Below are 20372 nucleotides of genomic sequence, written 5' to 3' on the forward strand. Positions count from 1 at the left end.
CTACACAAGCAAAACCCGTCTTCACGGGTTGAATTTATTAGTTAGGAGTTAGGAGTTAGGAGTTGTGAGTAGATTGTAGGTTGGGTTGAGGAACGAAACCCAACATTTTCGCATTTATTGGGTATTGCTATTGCCTTAACCAACCTACTATTCTTCTTAATTAAATCGTATTTTCCTTATAGCAAATTTTATTTTAATAAAATCTGATAGTTTATTTAGCTGCAAAATGTTTTAAATTTGCCATTTTTATTAATAAAAAAATCAAACATACACTTTAGATGAAACAACTTTATTTTCTACATCTAGCGTGAAATCATGAGTATTTAAAAAATCAGGCTGCCACTTCTCAGGCTTCTGACAAATTGCCAGTGAAATACCTGCTAAATCAAACCATTGTATTTCATCCCCAATCTCTACTGGTACTACCCTCCAATTTTTGCTTGGAGCTTTAGTGAAATCTATCAGTAGATTGACGTTAATTAGATTAGGAGGTTTGGGAGTTGGTAAATGTCGTTCAACATTGGAAAATGATTGCTCTACCCAATTTTTGATCTTGACTGCATTGAGATATTCGTTTGGCTCCAATTCCCGCTCGCTAATATACTGGTAAAAAGTTTTTGCTAATTCTTCAGCTTGTTTACGAGTTGTTACATTTTCTACTTTAGCAAGCAAGTATGCAGCGACTGGATCTAAAGTTCCCCATACAATAAGTTCTTTAATCCAAAAAACAATCCAAGGAAGCCCAGTTTCTGACCAATTTTCCAGCGATGATTCAACTAACTCATTACCAAAAGCTTCATCAATTGCTAATGCAATAATACTTCCTAAACCCCAGTTGAATCGATATGTAAAATTATTACTAATATATGAATGCCATTTTGTAATTTGTTTTGCTGTAGGTTTTGTAGTTGCTATATTAGGAGAAAGCCACCATCTTAAGATTTGACTCCAAGAAACTTTTCCAGATGGCTCTTCAAGTCGGAATTTAGATAAGGTAGCTAAATTACTAATTATATTTTGGATATAGTCAAAGCGTTGCTCCGGCAACCAAATAGCATAATCATTACCTGTTACTAACTGCTCTTTGATTTTTGGGTAAAGATTTAAAAGCTGATTTCCATCACGTGGTGGTAGACTTGTGCGATATAATCGCCGACGCTGTGAAACATCTTGATAAATTTCTGTTTTAAGCGCCTTTCCTCGCTTGATAAATAAATTTTCTAATCTTTCTTGTTCTTGGTTAGCGTAACAAGCAAAGGTTCGTTGCCAAATTTTTTGTAGTTGCTCTTCCAATTCATTAAGGCTTAAATCTTTAGCTGCTAGCTGTTCTATTTCTACGATGGCGGACAGTAAAATGTTATCTAGCGAATCTAAAGTTTCAATAGCTGATGATTCTGTTTCAGAAAGATTATTACCATAAGAAAGCGGTGCAGTTTGTTCTAACCAGCTAAAAAAAGCTTCTTGTGATTTAGAATTAGATATTTGCTGCCATTGTTCTTCTAAATTAAGCAATAATTGGGCTAAAGGACTGATAGAAGTGCCTTGTTCATTTGGTTGAGCTTGATTTTCTAAGTCACTTATTAAAGATAAATATCTTTTACGTGCTTGTTTATCACTCCAGTCTGTTGATAGATTATTAAGTAATATCAAGCTGCGTCCTTCTGTACCAAATCCAGGTCTTCCAGCCCGACCAACTAAATTACCGAATTCACGAATATTTAGCTCTTCCTTGCCACGCCTTAAGCTGGGAATTAGTACTGTTTCAAAAGGAAGATTTACACCTTCGGAAAGAGTAGAAGTTGCTAAAACTAAATTTACAATTCTTTGTTCTATGACATCGATGAGTAATCGAGCCAGCAAACCAGGCATTTTCCCATGATGTACTACAATTCCTTTCTCTAGCAACTTATATTCGCGAGAATTAATACCGAAATAATCTTTACACGAAAGTAAACACTTTTGCCAAATTTGGAGTTTTTTTTCTTGTGTAGGTACTTGAAAGAATAAAGGTTTTTCGACTTCTGACAATTGTACAGTTTCTTCAAATAATGAAAGTTGTTTGACTTGTGGAAATGTTAAATTTAAAAATTCCAAGAAGTCTTCGGCATAACCATCAATCTGCTGAGGAACTGAAATTAGAACAGCACGTTTTTGACCTTTTTCATCTGATGCTGCTAAATGCATAGCAGCCCAAAAAAGATAAGGGCGTAGCCGTTTTTCTGGTCCTTTTTGTTGCCATTTTGGTGCAAGGGGAAATGGTGGGAATGGATTTGGAATGAAAGGTGTACCAGCTTGCCCAGTTTCTTGAAATTCTAATCTTCTACCATCAAGTAAATCATAAACTATTTCAAATCTTCCTCCTGGTAAACATTCAAGACGACCTATTAATTGTCGTGTACTTCTGTAATCTGTTTTTGCTGGGCTAGCGTTGCTTTGATTTTGTACCCAACTTGCTAATGCACCTTCTGCTTCTGAAGCAACAGCAGATAGCGCAATAATTCGGCTATTATTTTCTTCAACATAAGTAAAAAGTCTTGCACCCAATGATTCCAAACGTAAAGTTCTATTTTCAGCTTTTTGCAAAGAATTTTTATTTCCATCAAATTGAACTGCGTGGGCTTCATCAATAATAACAAGCGATACTCTACAGATAAATAGAGGTCCTAAAAATTTCATCAAAGCTTCCGCTTTTTCATAAGTGCAAATTAAAACTGTTGGCTGCTCTGATGTTACCCATGCATCTGTTGGACCCCAATCAGTTCCTCCATATAAACCTGTAACCGTGACTTTTTTATTAGTTGTACGATTTAAAACACGAGATAGAGTTGATTCAACTTCTGTAGCGAGCGCTTTACTTGGGACTAAATAAATTACTAAAGGAACTAAGCTACTAAGATTGTTAGAATTTGTTGTCTCGGAAAACAAACTTTGTAGAATAGCAATTTCAGCTATCGTTGTTTTTCCAGAACCTGTAGGGGTACAAAGCGCAAATGATTCTGCTGTTGCTAGTCGTTCTATTCCACAAATTTGAGAACGCCATGCTAAGATTTTGCGTTTTTCATAACTTTGACGTAAATAGCGCTCTAAAAAATTATTGCCGCTTTGAGTAACTGTCGGAATAAGTACTTCTAGATGATTTCGTAGGGAAGTTTTTATATATACAGAAGTCACTTTTGCACACAACTTTCCTAAGAGCCAAGAATAAGTATCATCTCCGTGAAGAAGTACCTTAGCAATATCAGAAAGTTTTTTAATAGCTTTTTTTAATCTAGGTTCATTTCCCCAGCGCATTTCTGCACACAAAATACCTAAAGAACTAGCGGTTTGATTAACAATTAACTCATTAAATTTATGGGCTTGTGTATTAGTTTCATCCCAAAGAAGATTTGTTTCGGCTTGCAAATTTGATAATTTTGCTTTTGCCCAATATTCTGTTAACAGTTGTAATAAGCTGGGAAAATCTGCTTTTAATAAAGAACTAAGAATTTCTGATTCTATTTCTTCTTCCTCAGTTGTACCTTCATTAAGTAAACCCGTAGATCTAGCAGGATAACCAGCCAGTTCATATACAGCTGCCGCAAGTAAGCGAATTGGTATACGATTAGGATTTAGTTGGGGATGAGATAACCATTCAAGTAATTCACCAGCTCGTAGCATCCCATTACACCAACTAGCGTCTCCAGCTTCTTGTTTTATAAATGCAGCTTCTATAAGACGTATCGCATCATTTAATCGCTCATCAGCTTCATCTTTTCGCCATCCCGTCAATCCCTTTTGTCCTTCGCGAAGTCTGGTATGTTGGCTATAAAGTTTTGCGATCGCTGGTGTTAGTCTGCTACCTGCTAGATTATTTTGTACTTCTGTCGCTAAAGCAATGACTTCTTGACTTGGTTGAGCCATTTCATTTTGCAGAGCTTCTCCTTCTACTATGACATCAGAGTTTGCTTTTGTTAACTCTGAATCATCTAATTGCTCAACTGTCTGCAAAACATATACTGCTTTAATCAGATTTTCAACATCATGAAGATGAATTTCAACCGCTTCAAGTTTTCTGTTTGCTGTATATTTGTCATGCGCTTTGTTTGTAGATATCCAATTTTTATTTCTTATAGGATGCTGACCACAAACATAACTAACTAAATCACAGCGTTCATAATTTTTTTTATCAAGATTCTTTAATCGTAAAGTCTGTAAAGCCTCTACCCACTCAAATGAATAAGAATTACTACAATCTTGTAAAATTTGGATGAGTCGTAAAGTATCAACTGGAATTATATTTGCTATACTTGATTTTTCATGAGCTTCGCTAATCATATTGGCATTGTGATTAGCCGTACACTTAGCTTCACAAATCAACGATGCAATGATTATACCTTTGCTATTGCGCCGGAAAGCAAGACAATCATCCCCTGTACGCCCAGGTTGCTTCTTTGCAAGTTCTCCGGTTTGTTTTATAAGTTCTAAATGCTGAAATGCAACTTCATGGAAGCGGAAAAGAAAAGCAGGAACTTCCCAGTCATTTAACTCAAAAATAGCAAAGTTTTCAGCAATAATCCCCGCAAATATTTCTCCAAAATAACCTTTAAGTGTCTGCATATGAAGACGTTCTGGATAACCTTCTGCAAGATCAATATCACAACTATCTTCAAATGGATTAAGGGAATTTGCTGCTGATTTACGAAGACGATTCCGAGTATCATCATGGGCTTTTTGAACTATTAATATTAACTCATCAAGATTTGCATCCCTTTGGTCTAAATTTTCTTTTAGAAGCCGATGCGTGTACTGATGATTTTTAGATTGAGTTGTTAAATTAGATAACCATTTTGATATTCCGTTAAATTTCGTAAGCTTGTGTCTTTTCTGCATTAGAAATTTATATAATTACGATTAATTGCAAATCAATATTGATTTCCTTTATAGACTTAAATTATACTTCGGGTTTCAATATCAAGCGTGTATACATAATTGCTATCAAAAACCAATTGATCTGAATTTCCATCCAGCCCAACCATCCGCTGGGATTCCCAGCATCGAGGGGAATATCATGAATACTTCCGAAAAACTAATTTGGCTACAAGAGCGCACGGCTTTGGGAATTCTTGAAACCGAACCCTTAGAGGCGATCGCTCAAGTAATCGAAGAAAAAGTTATTCCAGAAAACGAGCGTTTATTTGAAGAAGAAACTCCACCGGATGCGCTCTACATTTTGTTAGAAGGCAAGCTCGAAAGCAATAGTAAAGATAAAAATAATCTTACTTTCAATTGTGGTTTACTTGCTGGTGCGGTTATTAATCTGCAAGAGTTGGTTTTGGATGAGTTAACTAAATGTTCTGTTACAACTTTGAGCGAATGCCGTTTCTGGATAGTACCTGCTGAAAAATTCAAAGAATTAATTGCTAAATATCCGCAAATTCAAACGGCAATCTCTCGTGAATTAGCTCAAGAAGTTGCACAGCTAACATCCGCACTTAACAACGAACAAGAACGCTCTATTGCTTTGCGCCCTTATTTAGTTACTAAAGCACAACGGGGAGTTGTGGGGACAAGTCGTTATGCTGTAAAGTTGCGAGAACAAATCCGTGAAGCTGCCGACACTCGCGAATCTATATTGATATTTGGCGAACCTGGTTTAGAAAAAGATAATATTGCTGCTCTAATCCACTTCGGATCTGATTTTCGCCGACAGCCGATTATTAAGGTAGATTGCGGCATTTTACAGACTAGCGGTGCGGATTTATTTGGACGTGTGGGGGGTAAACCGGGGTTGATTGCCTGGTTGGAGGAAGGTACTTTAATTCTAAATAATATTCAGGAAACGCCGCCGGAGTTATTACCAAAGTTAGCTGAGTTTATCGAAACTGGTATTTATAAGCCTACTACTCGCGAGGGACAACCAGAACCTGAAGCTTATAATAATCAAGCTCGCATTCTGATTATTTCAGAACAAACTCAGCCAATAATCCAAAAAGCGGTAGATAAAACTATCAAAGCTCCACCCGTGCGAGTGCGGAAGGGTGATATCAGAGCTATTGTTGAATATTATATTAGTCTTTACTGTCGTCAAGAAGGCATTCGCAAACCTAAAGTAACGCCGGAAGCTTTACGTAGATTGCAATCTTACGATTTTCCTGGAAATTTAAAGGAATTGAAAAGCTTGGTAGAAAGGGCTATTGTCCAAGCTGATGAAGCCACAGAGTTAACAGAAGAAATATTTTGGTCAGCGGATACGAAGAAAAAACGGTTTCGCTTCAATTTATTAAATGCCTATCCGGGATTAAGAAAGTTTCTTCGTAGTTCGTGGTACCCAGATTGGATTAATTATGGTTTTACTTTATCAGCTTTTGCGGTTCTTATTGCCATTTTATTTCTTGGCCCGCAAACCAGAGACAAAAATTTTGGATTAAATCTATTTTGGGCTTGCTGGTGGCCATTTTTCCTATTTCTCTTCCCATTTTTAGGTCGGATTTGGTGTGCTTTCTGTCCGTTTATGATTTACGGTGAAGTTACGCAGAAATTATCTTTATGGTTGTTTCCTCGAAAACTTCAAAGTTGGCCAAGACATGAAGCAGAAAAATGGGGTGGATGGTTTTTATTCGCCATGTTTGCTCTAATTTTTCTCTGGGAAGAACTTTGGGATTTAGAAAACACTGCTTATTTGAGCGCTTGTTTGCTGTTATTAATTACCGCCGGAGCAATGATTTGCTCTGCTATATTTGAAAGACGGTTTTGGTGTCGCTATTTATGTCCCATCGGCGGCATGAATGGCTTGTTTGCTAAGTTATCAATGACGGAATTAAGAGCGCAGCAAGGTATTTGTTCTGCTAGCTGTACCACCTATCAATGTTATAAAGGTGGGCCGCAAAAAGGTGAAGGTTTGGAAACAAATGGCTGTCCTTTATATTCTCATCCCGCACAGTTAGAAGATAACAAAGACTGCGTTTTATGCATGACTTGTCTCAAAGCCTGTCCCCATCGCTCCGTTGAGTTTAATTTACGTCCTCCCGGCATCGAATTATGGACAACTCACGTACCGCATGGCTATGAAGTGGCGCTGTTATTTTTGCTTTTGGGGGGAGTGTATCTTCATCGCTTACCTGAAATTCAAGAAATTATCAAATTACAGTTAGACTTAAATAATTTTTGGCAGCATTCAGGTTTATCTTTGTTAGCTTTAATAATTCCCGCAGTTATTCCCTTTGCTGCTTATGGTTTAATGCAAATGTTTTATCGCTTTAACTGTTATCTAAAAAAGACAATATATCAACGTAGAAATTTAATTAAACCCAAACCTTTTGTAGAACTTGCTTACGGCTATTTACCATTAATATTAGGTGGTAGTTTAGCTCATTATTTACGTTTGGGCTTAAACGAAGCAGGACGTATATTACCAGTAACTTTTGCTACTTTTGGTTTAAATGGCGCATCTTTACCAATATTAATAGCCCACCCTGCGGTTATCGCTTTTTTGCAGGGTACTACCTTGATATTTTCCACATTATTAACGGTATTGCTAACGCAGAAAATCGCCCGTCAACCCTTACGCTGTCTGCTATGGCAACATTTAGCTTCTATCGGTTTAGCAGCAACTATGTGGGCAATAATCGTATCTCCTTAAGCCATCTGTCTTCCTGACACAGTTTAGATAGACTTACGCAAAGCTCCCCAATTTATCGGGGGGTTGGGGGGATCTTAATGCCGGGAATGAATTTATCGTTGCGGTTGCGTAAGTCCTGTTTAGATAATAAACTTAATATCTCACTAATCCTCTACCATTAGAATAGTGGTGTTGTCATCAGGGGTCTTACCCAGCATTATTATATGTTTTAGAAAGCCGTTTCACGCTGAAGTTGATACAGTAATGACGTTCAGCTTCACATTTGTTTGATAGAATAATATAATATCTTTAATAAAAATTAATAATTTTTACGTAAAATTTATGTAATTCCATTTATACTAAGGAAACAAAATATAAAATTACATCTATTAGTGAGTATTCTAAGACTTACGAAAAACACTAACGAATTACTTAATATCTAAATGTAAAGGTAGCTAAAATTTATTATTGAATCAGTTATTTGTCTCATGTAGATAAAAGGAAACTATTATTAAAAAAGCAAAGTCTTAGAAATTGTATTAAAGATATAGCTTTGATTTCTCTTAAAGTGTTCCATTAAATCAAAGCGCTAAAATCGGCTAGTAATTCTTTAATCTGATGACTTATTTGTCATTAGATTTGTCGTCGTTATAAAAGTGGCGCAAAGTCATCAAACGAACTTTCAAGATTATACTATCGTTGATTTTTTTCTCTGTTATCAGTGGTTTTAGAATAATTTGACATTTTGTTTTTCAATATATTTGGCATACACATGAGTAAATTAGGTATCATAAAAAATTTCCTAACCTAATTTGTCTTTAAATGCCTATTTTTTGATTGCCAATTGACGCGGATGTTATCAAAGGTGCTTAAGCAAAGCTTTTTCCTTTTTTAGTAATAAAAGCTTTAGCAATAAATATCTAAACTTTGGCTAATATTTAAAGGCAATAAGTAATATGAAAAAACACTTAAGCGAACTTGCTATTTTTGGTGGTATACCTGCTTTTACAGAAAAGTTACACGTAAATCGTCCTAACATTGGTTCTAAGCAAATTTTGCTGCAACGTATCAACGATATTTTAGATAGTAAATGGTTATCAAATAACGGAGTTTTAGTACAAGAATTCGAGCAGCATATAGCTTCATTAGTAAAAGTAAAACACTGCATTGCTACCTGTAATGCCACTACAGGCTTAGAAATTGCTATCAAAGCTTGCGAACTTACGGGTGAAGTTATCATTCCATCATTTACTTTTGTCGCTACGGCTCATGCTTTGCAATGGCTAGGAATTGAGCCGATTTTCTGCGATGTCGATCCCAGTACTCATAATATAGATCCACAAAAAATAGAGGCATTAATTACAGCAAAAACTACAGCAATAATGGGGGTACATTTATGGGGACGAGGATGTGATGTTGAAGCACTTGCAGAAATTGCTCGTCGCCATAACTTAAAACTTTTATTCGATGCTGCTCATGCTTTTGGATGTTCTTATAAAGGGCAAACGATCGGTAATTTTGGCAATGTAGAAGTATTTAGTTTTAATGCAACCAAATTTTGTAACAGTTTTGAAGGTGGTGCAATTGTTACAAACGATTCGGAATTAGCCAAAAAAATTCGGTTAATGAAGAATTTTGGTTTTAGCAATTACGATTGTGTTGACTCCATTGGCATCAACGGCAAAATGAGTGAAGTATCTGCCGCTATGGGGTTGACATCATTAGAGAGTATGGAAGATTTTATTAGTATTAACCGAAAAAATTACAAAAAATATCAACATGAATTATCAAATATACCCGGTGTAAATTTAATAACTTACGATGAAAAGGAACGTTGTAATTATCAATACATAGTTGTAGAAATAGACGAATTAATAACCCGAATAAGCCGCGACAAAATTTATGAAATTTTGTGGGCAGAAAATATAATCGCAAGACGTTACTTTTATCCTGGTTGTCATCAAATGGAACCCTATCGCTCTCGTATTGCTGACATGGGTTTGATGTTAACTAATACCAGGAATTTAGCAAGCAGAGTACTAGCATTACCTACGGGTACGGCAATAGGAAGTAAAGAAATCGGTAAAATATGTCAAGTTTTAAGGCTTGCAACATCAGGGGGAAATCTAATCAATGAAAAGCTCTACCAAAATCTTCATGCCTGCTAACAATGATTCGCAATTTGACAAAAATCAAATCAAAGTTAGTGTATCTCTCGTCACTTTTAACCATGAAAAATTTATTGCACAAGCGATAGAAAGTATACTGTTGCAAGAAGTAGATTTTTATTATGAAATCATCATAGGTGAAGATTTTTCTAGCGATAAAACGCGGGAGATTGTTGTTGATTATCAAAAACAGTATCCAGATAAAATTCGCTTAATATTACCAGAAGAAAACTTGGGCTGCTACGGGCAAAAGATTTTTGTACAAACGCTTCAAGCTTCTAGGGGCGAGTATATTGCGATTCTAGATGGGGATGACTATTGGAATTCTCCCTACAAGCTACAGCAACAGGTAGATTTTTTAGATAACCATCCAGAATGTGCAATTTGTTTTCATGATGTGACAACAATTTTTGAGGATAAAGCTGGGCTATCTCAGAGATATAACAATTTTGAACCACAGAGATTTTCCGATGTTGAAAATATCTTAAAAAGTAACTTTATACCAACCTGTTCGACTTTATATAGAAGAGGTTTGTTTGCTGAATTTCCAGAATGGTACTGCGACACAGTTTGTGGAGATTGGGTACTGCACGTACTGAATGCAAGACATGGAAAAATCGGCTACATCAACAAATCCTTGGGAGTTTATCGAGTACATAGCAACGGCTTATTTAGCAGTATGAGAAAAATACAGCAGCTAAAAGAAGCCATCAAATGTTACAAGCTGCTGAATGAATACTTGAATTTTGAATACAACTATATAATTCAATCGGAAATAATTTACCGTTATTTAACTTGCTTTGCGATTTATCAGCAGGAAAGAAATTTAGCCAAACAGAAACAATACGCGAACAAATTAATCCGAACTTTAGTTAGTTATCCACTAATTAGCTTTACGGCAATTTTTAAATTTATTAAGAGAAGCATGATTAATAAACTTAGCTTACACAAATGGCGGATAAAAAAGCAGAAGCTTAAACTGCTCACCCATGAATATTCAAGTAATTGATAGCCAAAATCCCTTATGGCTGCAAACATTGCATAAACTCAGGTATGATATTTACCATTTACCAGAATATGCACGTTTAGAAGCCAAAAGAACATCATCTGATTCGGAAGCTTTTATAGCCATAGATGGTGACAAAATATTTTTCTTACCTTTCTTAGTCCGTTCCTGCAATGACATATTAGGATCAATTGCACAAAACTATTCTGATGTAATATCACCCTATGGTTATCCCGGTGTTTTATTAAGTGAAGCAGCAGTAAATACTCCTAATTTTACGGATTTTGCTCTCAAAGAATTAAATTATTATTTTAAAACTCAGGGTATATGCTCGGCATTTTTTCAACTGCATCCTATTTTAAGTAATAAATTCAGTCAAATATTTTCACGAGAAACTGTTAATAAGATTGGTGAAACAATTTCCATTAATTTAAAACTTTCAGAGTCCCAAATTTGGGCAAATACCAGAAAAGGTCATAAAAGCACTATTAACAAATGTAAGCGACTAGGTTTTACGGCAAGAATGGTAAATTTAGTCGAATACGCCGAGAAATTTAGAGCGATTTATGAGGAAACTATGAATCGCGTCGCAGCCAAAAAGTCCTATTACTTTGATCGAGAATATTTTTTAGACTTACAAAAGTTAGATGGAAATATACATTTGTGCTTAGTAGAATTAGAATCAGAAATTGCTTCAGCCTGTATATTTTTTGAATGCGGTGGAATAGTTCAAGCCCATTTAGGGGGAACCAAAAACAAATTTTTACAGCAGTCTCCATTCAATTACTTATTAGACTACGTTAGATATTGGGCAAAGCAACGCGGTAACGAATTGATGCATATAGGAAGTGGTGTCGGCGGAACAAAAGACAGCTTGTATCACTTCAAAGCAGGTTTTTCTAAACAAAGACACGATTGGTTTGCACTGCGATTGATTCCAGATAGGGAAAAATATAATTACCTAACTCATCTGCGAGCAGAATCTCTAAATACCAGAGTTGAGAAACTGTTTGAGTCGAGTTTCTTTCCTGCTTATCGCTCAAGTTGAGGGGCTTTGTAAAGTTGCTCTATAACGTTTCGATCCCCCCTAGCCCCCCTTTTTAAGGGGGGAATAGGAGTTAAAGTCCCTCCTTTTTACCGGGGGATTTAGGGGGATAGAGCCGAGATGTGTATACAGGTTAGGGTTGAGGAGATGGGAAGATGGGGGGAAATAATTACTTATTCGCTACTCCTAACCACTAACCACTAACAACTAACAACTTTTTAATATCGTTCGTTCGGCTACAGTTCTTTTGGGTATAAGCGATCAAGAATGTGAATATGTGAATAAACGCTTTGAATCTTGCAGCTTTTCGGATCAATTTTGCTGCTTTTATATGAAACCCAGAATCATTGTTTGTAGTTTAGGACGCACCGGATATAAAATATTTCGTTTGCTCAGACAGCAGGGAGCGTTAGTTGTTGGTATTCACCATCAAGCGCTTTCTGGCGAAAGGGCTGGAGATGTGATTGTTGGCGATTTACACGCGGCTAGTACTCTGAAAGCGGCAGGAATTCAGCAAGCTAATACTTTAGTTATTGCTGGAGGAGATGACGCATTAAATTTGTGGATTGTTATGCAAGCGCGGGTGCTTAATCCCCGCATTCGGATAATTAATCGCTTTTTTAATACTAGTTTGGGCGAACGTTTGGACTATACTTTGCCAGATCATTTAAGTATGAGTGTTGCGGGTTTGGCTGCACCAGTGTTTAGTTTTGCCGCACTCGGAAATAAAGCGATCGGACAAATTAAATTATTTAAACAAACTTGGCCGATACACGAAGAATATATTCATCAATATCACCCTTGGAACGGTCGCAAACTCAATGAGTTATGGGAAGATCGTTCGCGGATGCTGATCTATTACTTACCCGTCGAGGACGATTTAGATTTAGTTTCGGCAGTCATGTCAGGGCACGAACTTCAAAAAGGCGATCGCCTGATTGTAGGTACTCAACCCCAAGTGCGTAGAAGCCGCAAATCATTAATTACAAAACTGCTCAAAGTCTTAACGAATTTACGGCAATTTAGACATCATGCTCAATCGGTGTTAGTAGGAGCGATGTTGTTAATGATGATTATTTCATTAGCAACTCTTACTTATGTATCTACCGAGCTAAATATGTCGGTTATCGATGCCCTATATTTTTCTGTAGGTATGATTACTGGCGCAGGTGGTAACGAAAAAGTAGTAGAACAGGCTCCCGACAGCGTTAAGATATTCACCGTGATCATGATGTTAGTGGGAGCGGCAATATTTGGTATTTGGTATGCCTTGCTCAACGATTTTGTCTTGGGAACCCGTTTCAAACAGTTTTGGGATGCAGCCAGAATACCTCGCCGCAATCACTACATCGTCTGCGGATTGGGTGGTATTGGCATAAAAATTGTTCAGCAACTTTACAATAACGGACAAGAGGTTGTAGTAGTTGAACCAAACACCAACGGTAAATTCGTCAATACTGCTCGCAGTTTAGGTATTCCCACAATTCATGCTGATGCCAGCTTCCCCGAAACTCTAAAATCTTGCAATGTCACAACTGCTGCTGCTTTAATTGCCGTTACTGGTAACGATGCGACTAACGTAGAAATCGCTCTCAAAGCCAAAGGATTATCACCCAAAATTACCGTAGTAGTAAATTATGCCGACCCCGACTTTGCCCGCATGGCACAGGAAGTATTTGATTTCGAGGCAGTATTAAGCCCCGCAGAACTTGCCGCTCCAGCATTTGCCGCCGCAGCTTTAGGCGGTAGAATTCTCGGCAACGGTATCACCGCAGATAGTTTATGGGTAGCTTTTGCAACAATAATTACACCATCCCATCCATTTTGCGGTCAAAGAGTCAAAGAAGCAGCCATGTCTGCCGATTTTGTACCTTTATACGTAGAAACCAACTCTCAAACCATCCACGGTTGGGAATTACTCGAAACCTCTTTGAGCGGTGGAGATATGCTGTACTTAACAATGCCCGCAACTCGCCTGTATCAATTGTGGCGCTACACTCCTAAGATTGATGCTGTTAGTTATTAGTTGGAGATGGGGAGATGGGGAGATGGGGAGATGGGGAGACAAGGGAAATATTTATTCTTCAATTCCTAACTCTTAACTCTTTTAATCTAAAATCTAAAATCTAAAACTCTTCACTGTTAACTCCTCATTCACCATTCCCTATTCCCCACAGCCTTCAAAAGATAATCGGAAAATTCGCAAAAACCTTCACCTTCACTTTTCTGAGTCACATAAGCGGGTTTATGCTGTAATTTATCTACATATTCCAGCACGTTAGCCACACCTACAGATACATTAAAATAATTCTTGTCAAACAAGCTTTCATCATTTGGGCTATCACCGACGGTAACTACTTCATCACGAGTATATTCAGGAAAATATTCTTGCAGCACTTTTGATAAACCTACAGCTTTATCCTGCCCTAAAGGTTTGATATGGCACTGCACGTTACTGTAAGTAAATCCCCAACCATTATCCTGACATTGATGTGAAAGAGTTTGCAATGAAGCGTTATCTAAACCCGCTACATCAAACGTCCAATCTGTAACGCGAAAACGATTATCAGAAGATTCTTTTATTTGAGGAAAATCAAGCTGTAATTTTTGAAAAACAGCCGCTAAATCTTTTCTATGCTCGTTTAAATCTTCTATCGGTGTAATAGCAACTGCTTGCTCGCTTTGGGAGGGATAAAACAAACCGCCATTTTCGGCGATCGCACCAACTACTGGTAAATAATATGCCAAACCGCTAACCCAACCAGCGGAACGTCCGGTAACAATTATGACTTTGATCTTGGAGAAAGCTAAATCTTGCAAAGCTTGCAGTAGCCTATTACTAAATTTGCCTTTCGTGGTTAAAGTACCATCCATATCCGTAGCTACCAGACGGATTTTAGTAAAACAGTTGCTCTCGGAAGGTTGAGGAAGTGATAAAGACATTTATAAGCAAGGGAATAGGGAATAGGGAACGGGCAACAGGGAAGAATATCAATAAGCTGAAATATTATGCTAAATTATCGAAAAAAATTGATGAAAGACCTACTATAAAAGGATTGCTACAATCCAAAAATAACATTATTGATTAATATGATCTTTTTCCTTTGTTCCCTGTTCCCCTACAAAACAATTCATAAGTACTATATAATCGCTGACATTTAGCCCGATATAAATTAATGTTTAAATTTTTTCAATAAAATATCATAATATCGCAAAACGCAGTTGCAAATTTGGGCATCCTAGCTATAAGGAGTCCAATTTTAATTGTGTCCATTATGTCAACTTCGATACTTGTTGCTCAATCTCCCCCACCAAAAACCACAAAGACATCCGAGCAGGTACCCGCAACTACCGACGGATTAGCTCCATTGCCAATAATGGTATCTGGAGGGCTTACTGTAACGGTGATTGGCTTAATTATCTACGGCAAAATCCTGATGAAGAAGCTAGAGAAGAAACTTCGGTTTGAAAAATTCCGCACCCGAGAGTTAGAGAAGAAGCTGAAGCTATCTCTCCAAACGATTCGTAAAATGGAAACAAACCCCGACTTGATTAATTCGCGAGAATTCAATCTGGATTATTTGCGAATGCGGATGGAAGAAGAAGTATTCCACTTTGCCATAATTAATCAGATAAAAATTACAATAAAAGATAAAATTTCTCAAGCACTTCGTCCAAACCATGCCAAACAAGGAGTTGTAGGAATCGCCAGTAGTGCAGCAAGACAAATAGATGAAATCTTTGATGTAGAGTATGAAACTGGAGTCGCAACAAATAACGATAAACGAGTACTGTTTCGCATCCAAATTAGGTTAATGAAATTGCCAACACAAGCAAGTTCGGCGACTATCAGCCAATTGATTGACTGTGTTGAAACGTATTTAAGCCCCGCAGAAGATCACGATAGTTGGCAACCTACCATCCAAGGCAGAATAGCTTTTATGCATTGGGATCAAAAAGCCAAACCTACACCTTTACTAGTATTAGAACAATCTAACGAAGGCGTGAATGTCACTTTCCGTACCAGTCGTCCCGCCAACGGGAATAGTGGCAATAACGATATAATTAATCACTCACTAAAAAACAACAAAACTGGTTCTCGATAATGAACGACAAACAGTTATCAGTTATCAGTTAACAGTTACTAATAAATAAAATACTTTCACTTAAAAATACCACCAAGGATTTATGATTTTGGATTAACTATTAGCATCAATAAAGAGGGAGAAATTTAATACATTAAGATATGCATCAATCCAAAATCCCGGACACTTGCTTTTAGTCGGGGAACCCGCCCAACGCAGTCTCCTTAAAATCTAAAATCCAAAATTCATTTAGTTAGTAAGTGTTAACTGTTCGCTGGTTAAAAGTCCATCTTCCATATTTACAATCCGATCGGCAATATCCAAAATACGACTATCATGAGTTACTAACAAAATAGAAGTTCCTTGTTCTTTAGCAAGGCGCTGCATTATTTCTACAACATCTCTTCCAGACTGTTTATCCAAAGCTGCTGTAGGTTCATCCGCTAATACCAATGGTGGATTATTTACCAAAGCACGAGCAATAGCAACTCTTTGTTTTTGACCTCCAGAAAGATTGTCGGGAAAGTAATCAATTCGATTTGCTAAACCTACTGCTTCTAAAATCTCTTTAGATTGAGCAATAGCTTGTTTTTGAGAAATACATTTATTTAGTTCTGCTGCGATTTGCACGTTTTGTCTAGCAGACAAAAACTCTAGCAAATTATGCGCTTGAAAAATATAGCCAATATTACGTCGGGTGCTGACTAATTTTCTGGGATTAGCTCGATAAAGTTCTTCTCCTAAAAATTTGAGACTTCCTTCTTGTACCGAACGTAAACCGCCAATTAAACTTAGTAAAGTTGTTTTACCCGAGCCAGAAGGACCCGTCATAATAACAATCTCACCAGGATAAATATCCAAATTAATATCATACAAAATCTGTTTCTTCAGCGAACCTTTTCCGTAGTAGTGATTAAGGTATTGAATTGAGATGACTGGTTCTTTTCTCATCATATTGCTAGTTAGTTGTTAGTTGCTAGTTGTTAGTTATTAGGAGTTGTATGGTAACTATTAACTATTAATTGTTCGCTGGTAACTGGTAACTGTTCACTGCTCACTGTTTAAAAAATGTCTGCTGGATCGGCTGACTTTAATTTTTTCACGGCGATTATTCCTGAAATAGAACACATTAAAATAGTTAAAAACAGCACCATAACTGCTCTACTACTAGTCATAAAAACTGGTAAAAGAGTAGCTGCTCTTGCTTGTTCGTATAGAAATAAAGCAAAAGCAAATCCAGGTAAATATCCTAAAACTGCTAATATAAGAGCTTCTTGAAGAATTACAACTAAAAAGTAATTATGCGAATAGCCAATTGCTTTAAGGGTGGCATATTCAACTAAATGGTCTGAAACTTCGGTATAAAGTATTTGATAGACAATCACGGTTCCGACAATGAAACCCATGATTGTTCCTAAAGTAAAAATAAAACCAATCGCGGTACTACTAGCCCAAAAATCTTTTTCAAAATCAACAAATTCTTGTTTAGTAAAAACTTTCACGTCTTTATCTAAATAACTTCTTAATTGTTGAGCAACAATATTTGGATCTGCACCCCTGTTCAATTTGATTAAACCAATATCAATTAATCCTGGCTGACGATTTACAAAGATTCTGAGAAAATTCAGATCGCTGGTAATTAAATTACCGTCTGCTCCAAATGACGCACCTAAAGTAAATAATCCTCCAACTTTAACTAACTTATTTCTGACTTCTGCCTTAACATCATCACCTTGTTCAAATTCTGCGACAATTGGGCCATATTCTTGTCGAGAAGAACGGTCATATAAAACGACATTTGGTAGTTGAATTTTTTCTAAGTTTTGTTGCAGCCCTGGAAGTTGTAATACATTATTTTGGGGATTTATTCCTATGACTAAAAGATTTCTAGGAATACCTGTTTGGGGGTTTTTCCAACTAGTATAGTCTACATATATTGGATCTACAGACTCTACATCCTCTAAATCTAAAGCTTGGTAAAGCCGTTTTTGAGAAAATCTTTTCATCGACAATATAGCACTTGTCTGACGATTAACTAATACGATTTCCCCTTGCAAACTATTATGAAAACGAACGTTACTATAATACAGAGAATCGCGGAAACCAAGCTGCATGAACATTAAAATATCCGCAAAAGCGATTCCCGCTAATGCAACCGCTAAACGAGACGCTTCACGTTTGAGTTGTAACCATGCTAAAGGTAGTTTTGCCATAAGTTATCAGATTTTGGATTTTGGATTTTGGATTGAAAATATTTAATTAAGAGTTAGGAGTTAAATATTAACCTTTGACCTTTAACCTCTACCTTTGACCTTTTTCAAATCTGAATTGTAGCTATCACTTTGGCATTGGTTAACCCTGATACTCTTTCTTCATCTTGTTTGGATAGAGCAATCTTGACTTCTACAACTCTGGCATCTACATCTGCTGCTGGATCGTTATTTAGCACATTTCTGCTGCCTATTTTTCTACCAATTTCAGAGACGGTTCCCTGTAGTTTGCCGGTAAATGCTCCATTGTCGCTGACTATGGAAGTCAATTGTCCCAAACGCACTCTACCAATACTTGCTTCGGGAACTTCTGCTACAACAATCATTTCGTCGGTACGTCCAATTTCGGCAATACCTTCAGCACTCATGGTTTCTCCCGCCTTGGTATGTATTTCTAAAACTTCCCCGGCGATTGGTGCGATTACATAACTCAATTTCATATCCGCTTCGGCTTTTTTCAATTGCGCGATCGCATTGTTCACTTGAGCTTGGGCAATCCGAGTATTGCTAGGACGAATTTCTTGGAGTCTACTTAAAATTGCTTTTTGTTCTTCTATCTGTCTCTGTAAGGTTGCTATAGTTTTGTTTTGGTTTGCTTGTGCTTCTACTAGCTGTTGTCGCAAGATTGCTATAGTTTTTTCTCTATCTGCTCTAGCTTGGGCTAGTTGCTGTCGCAAACTGGCGATCGCCTGTCTCCGATTAGCTTGACTTTCTATTAATTGCTGAGTGGCGCTTTGTGCCGATAGTTGTCTTCTATCCCTTTCTTGTTGGGAAATAGCACCTTGTCTATATAGCTGTTCGTAACGTTGAGCATCTACTTGAGCATTTCTAGCTTCCGCTTGTACCCTCGCTACTGTAGCTCTGAGAGAATCTTGCTGCCCTTCTAATTCAACAGCTAATCGATTTATTGTTGCTTGTTGAGATACAGATTCTCCCTGTAACTGTGCTTGCAAACGAGCAATTGTTGCATCACCAGCCTGTTGTTCGCCGCGTAACTGTGCCTCAAGCCGAGCAATTACTGCTTGTTGAGCTTGAATTTCTCGCGGCGAACCCACTTTCACACCAGCAAGATTCGCACGGCTTTCTTGAATCGCGGCTTTTGCTTGTTCTACCGTGGCTTGACTGCTCCTAAACCCATCTAAAACAGCAATTACTTGACCCTCTTTTACTTTTTGCCCTTCTTTCACCAACATTTCTTCGACTCGTGACGTGCCCTGTATTCCTGTTGGTGCAGAAAGCTTAATTACTTCTCCTCTAGGCTGCAAACGTCCAGATGCATTGACGCTAGTTATCGCTGGATTAACTGGTACTGGTGTATTAGAGCTATTTAATCGTTCTATTCTCGCTTTAGTTAGTACTCCAGCAGTAATTGCTAAGGGTATAGCAGCAGCAATACACCACCAAAGTATCGACTTGCCGGGTGGCTGTTCTTTTAGCTGTTCTCTTATAGGTGGTTTCTCATTTACCCTTGACATGATATGTTCTCCATACTTTTAATCATGCTGAGTAGAAATAATAAATAATTCCATCTCAAGCCCACATTGCGGACTATTTTTTTTTTCAACAGGTTTTACAAACATTTTTTGATAATCAACCTACATTTGCTGTATAGTTGCTGTGTATTTAAAACTCAAAAATCGTAATAATTGATAACTTTTAGTTTGATTAAAATTATCTTAGCTAGCTTCTAGCTAAAATTGCGGTGTAGTTCCATTTTATATTGATATTTATCGCAGCAGTTTTCTGCTTACAATGACAATATTTTTGAATTAAAAACTCGGTAATAATAACAATATATTTTCTAATCATCTTACAGATATTTATTGATTCTCATTTGTCTCGATTTATTATACGAAAATACCGAGAACAAGCAAAATAAATCAAGCTAGTCAAGGTTTAATAAACAGTTCAAATAAATAAAAAATCGGGTTAAATATTAAATTATCATTCAAGATGATAGATAAACAAACTATAAATGCTAAAAATAAAAATAAGTAAGCAAGTATTTTTACAGATTCATTGCTTTATACTTCGTGCCCCATATTTCTTAAGATTATATAGCTATATTTCACTCACAATAAATAAAGTGTACATTGAAGTATTGTTTTAAAACGTAACATAATCTACAGATGAATAATAGTATTTTAGTGGGTGATTTTACTGGATTATAAAATAATCGTTAATCATCCATGATAATAAAT

Annotated in this window: 11 protein-coding genes; 6 read left to right on the forward strand and 5 right to left on the reverse strand. The window is 36.9% G+C overall.

Annotated features, from left to right (window positions below; genetic code table 11):
* Nucleotides 1–261: 261 nt before the first annotated feature.
* Nucleotides 262–4869, reverse strand: a complete 4608-nt coding sequence (locus ACM03V_RS02165) for a DEAD/DEAH box helicase (protein ID WP_414619103.1) — start codon at nucleotides 4867–4869, stop codon at nucleotides 262–264.
* Nucleotides 4870–5047: 178 nt separating this feature from the next.
* On the opposite strand from ACM03V_RS02165, the gene ACM03V_RS02170 reads away from it, so the two are divergent.
* The 5 genes from ACM03V_RS02170 to ACM03V_RS02190 all read left to right on the forward strand — a co-directional run bounded on the left by ACM03V_RS02170 (nucleotide 5048) and on the right by ACM03V_RS02190 (nucleotide 13842).
* A complete protein-coding gene (locus ACM03V_RS02170) occupies nucleotides 5048–7618 on the forward strand; it encodes a sigma 54-interacting transcriptional regulator (protein ID WP_414619104.1) in 2571 nt (856 codons plus the stop codon).
* A 935-nt stretch (nucleotides 7619–8553) separates the two neighbouring features.
* On the forward strand, nucleotides 8554–9765 hold the full coding sequence (locus ACM03V_RS02175; RefSeq protein WP_414619105.1) for an aminotransferase class I/II-fold pyridoxal phosphate-dependent enzyme: 1212 nt from the start codon (nucleotides 8554–8556) through the stop codon (nucleotides 9763–9765).
* Nucleotides 9731–10774 carry a glycosyltransferase gene (locus ACM03V_RS02180; protein WP_414619106.1) on the forward strand — a complete coding sequence of 348 codons (1044 nt, stop codon included), beginning with the start codon at nucleotides 9731–9733 and terminating at the stop codon, nucleotides 10772–10774. Before ACM03V_RS02175 ends, ACM03V_RS02180 begins: the two co-directional genes overlap by 35 nt.
* Nucleotides 10755–11819: a GNAT family N-acetyltransferase gene (locus tag ACM03V_RS02185; protein ID WP_414619107.1), complete on the forward strand. Its 1065-nt coding sequence runs from the start codon at nucleotides 10755–10757 to the stop codon at nucleotides 11817–11819. Before ACM03V_RS02180 ends, ACM03V_RS02185 begins: the two co-directional genes overlap by 20 nt.
* Before the next feature lie 328 nt (nucleotides 11820–12147).
* Entirely contained in the window at nucleotides 12148–13842 is a 1695-nt protein-coding gene (locus ACM03V_RS02190) for a potassium channel family protein (protein WP_414619108.1), read from the forward strand.
* Between the two features lie 128 nt (nucleotides 13843–13970).
* Here the strand turns inward: ACM03V_RS02190 and ACM03V_RS02195 are convergent, their stop codons facing one another.
* Nucleotides 13971–14759, reverse strand: a complete 789-nt coding sequence (locus ACM03V_RS02195) for an HAD-IIB family hydrolase (RefSeq protein WP_414619109.1) — start codon at nucleotides 14757–14759, stop codon at nucleotides 13971–13973.
* A 332-nt stretch (nucleotides 14760–15091) separates the two neighbouring features.
* On the opposite strand from ACM03V_RS02195, the gene ACM03V_RS02200 reads away from it, so the two are divergent.
* Nucleotides 15092–15922, forward strand: a complete 831-nt coding sequence (locus ACM03V_RS02200; protein ID WP_414619110.1) for a hypothetical protein — start codon at nucleotides 15092–15094, stop codon at nucleotides 15920–15922.
* 228 nt (nucleotides 15923–16150) lie between these two features.
* Here ACM03V_RS02200 and ACM03V_RS02205 read toward each other — a convergent pair whose 3' ends face one another.
* The 3 genes from ACM03V_RS02205 to ACM03V_RS02215 form a co-directional block, all read right to left on the reverse strand.
* Nucleotides 16151–16852 (reverse strand): DevA family ABC transporter ATP-binding protein, encoded by a 702-nt coding sequence (locus ACM03V_RS02205; protein ID WP_414619197.1) that lies wholly within the window; start codon nucleotides 16850–16852, stop codon nucleotides 16151–16153.
* Between the two features lie 110 nt (nucleotides 16853–16962).
* Nucleotides 16963–18114, reverse strand: a complete 1152-nt coding sequence (gene devC / locus ACM03V_RS02210) for an ABC transporter permease DevC (RefSeq protein ID WP_414619111.1) — start codon at nucleotides 18112–18114, stop codon at nucleotides 16963–16965.
* A 104-nt stretch (nucleotides 18115–18218) separates the two neighbouring features.
* The gene (locus tag ACM03V_RS02215; RefSeq protein ID WP_414619112.1) at nucleotides 18219–19646 is read right to left on the reverse strand and encodes an HlyD family efflux transporter periplasmic adaptor subunit; all 1428 of its coding nucleotides are present in this window, start codon (nucleotides 19644–19646) and stop codon (nucleotides 18219–18221) included.
* Between the last annotated feature and the right edge of the window lie 726 nt (nucleotides 19647–20372).

This window comes from Calothrix sp. CCY 0018, from assembly GCF_963920925.1.
Taxonomy (GTDB): Bacteria; Cyanobacteriota; Cyanobacteriia; order Cyanobacteriales; family Nostocaceae; genus Rivularia.